The organism is Microbacterium sp., assembly GCF_049661145.1.
Lineage (GTDB): Bacteria > Actinomycetota > Actinomycetes > Actinomycetales > Microbacteriaceae > Microbacterium.
This window is the reverse complement of sequence record NZ_JBASZT010000169.1, coordinates 1-1,509: the sequence shown is the minus strand read 5'-3', so window position 1 is coordinate 1,509 and position 1,509 is coordinate 1. Positions and strand designations below refer to the sequence as shown.

The window sequence follows — 1,509 nt, the reverse complement described above, 5'->3', positions numbered from 1 at the left end:
GCGCCGTCGTCCGCCGTCGCGCCCTCATCCCCCTCCTCGTCGCAGCGCGACGAGTACACCATCGCGGTGCGCGTCGTCGGTGACGGCACGGAGCGGATCGCCGCGCTGCGCCCGGGCACGCGGGTCGCGTTCGAGGGCCCCTACGGCACCCTCACCGGAGCGAAGCGCACCCGTCCGGGCATGCTCATGATCGGCGCGGGTGCGGGCGTCGCTCCGCTGACGGCGCTGCTGGAGGGGGAATCGTTCGCCCCCGGCGAGGCGATCCTCCTCACCCGCGACCACGACGAGCACGAGCGGATGCGCTCCGATGCGATCCGCCGGCTCGTCAGGGAGCGGGGCCTGATCCACTACGCCCTCGACGGACGGCGCGCCCCCGGCGGCGGCTGGATGCCCGCGTCGCACAGCGGATGGCCGGGCGCCGAGCTGCTGCGCTTCGTCGCCCCCGACATCGCCGAGCGCGACGTGTTCCTCTGCGGGCCGGGACCGTGGATGGACAGTCTGCGTGCCGACCTGCGCCGCGCGGGCGTTCCCGCCGACCGCATCCACGACGAATCCTTCACCATCTGAGATCGGAGACCCGATGAAGAAGATCATCTTCGCCCTGCTGACGACCGTCAGCGGGCTGGTGCTGCTCCTGAGCTACCGGACGTCGCTGGGCGAGTCGGCGTCGGTCGCCGTCGTGGATGCCGGCGCGGCGGACTCGTCGGCCGCGGCGTCGCCGTCGACCGCGACGGCGTCGCCGTCGACCACGACCACCCCGACGCCCTCGGCGACCGAGTCCGCCGCGACCGGTGGCACCGGACTGGCCGACGGCGTGTTCGACGGCGACGCGGTGCAGACGCGGTACGGCGACGTCCAGGTGCAGATCACCGTCAGCGGCGGGCAGATCACGGCGGTGACGGTGCCGGTGTACCCCTCCGGCAACAACCGGGACGCGCAGATCTCGTCCCGGGCGATCCCGCAGCTGGTCTCCGAGACCCTCAGCGCGCAGTCCGCGCAGATCGACATGGTCTCCGGCGCGACGTACACCTCGAAGGGGTACGCCGCGTCCCTGCAGAGCGCGATCGACGCCGCATCATGAGCCCCGCCGTCGCACGCCTGGCCCGCACCGCCGAGCTCATGGGCACGGTGTTCAGCGCGCACGTCATCGGCACACCCTCCGACCCGCCACAGGTCGAGTCGGCGATCGCCTCGTGCTTCGCGCACCTGTCCGAGCTCGAGGCCGTGTTCTCGCCGTTCCGCACCTCATCGGACATCCACCGGCTGCGCACCGGCGCCGCGCGCCTGGAGGATCTCGATCCCCGGGTGTCGGCGGTCGCCGATGCCTGCCGCGCGGTCGAGGCCGCCACCGCCGGCAGGTTCTCCGCGTGGCGGGACGGCTGGTTCGACCCGACGGGATACGTCAAGGGGTGGGCCGCCGACGTCGCCGCGCAGCGGTGGCTGGTCCCGCTGCTGACGATGCCAGGCGTCACGGCCGTGGGACTGAACGCCGGCGGCGACGTGCGGGTG

1 protein-coding gene and 2 pseudogenes are annotated in these 1,509 nt (G+C 73.3%); all 3 read left to right on the top strand.

Annotated elements, in window-relative coordinates; genetic code table 11:
- Nucleotides 1–567 (top strand): annotated as a pseudogene (locus tag WBP48_RS07645) (oxidoreductase); the annotation flags it as partial.
- A 13-nt stretch (nt 568–580) separates the two neighbouring features.
- On the top strand, nt 581–1,081 hold the full coding sequence (locus WBP48_RS07640; protein ID WP_424438458.1) for an FMN-binding protein: 501 nt from the start codon (nt 581–583) through the stop codon (nt 1,079–1,081).
- Nucleotides 1,078–1,509, top strand: a pseudogene (locus tag WBP48_RS07635) (FAD:protein FMN transferase); the annotation flags it as partial. The gene WBP48_RS07640 and the pseudogene WBP48_RS07635, both read left to right, overlap by 4 nt.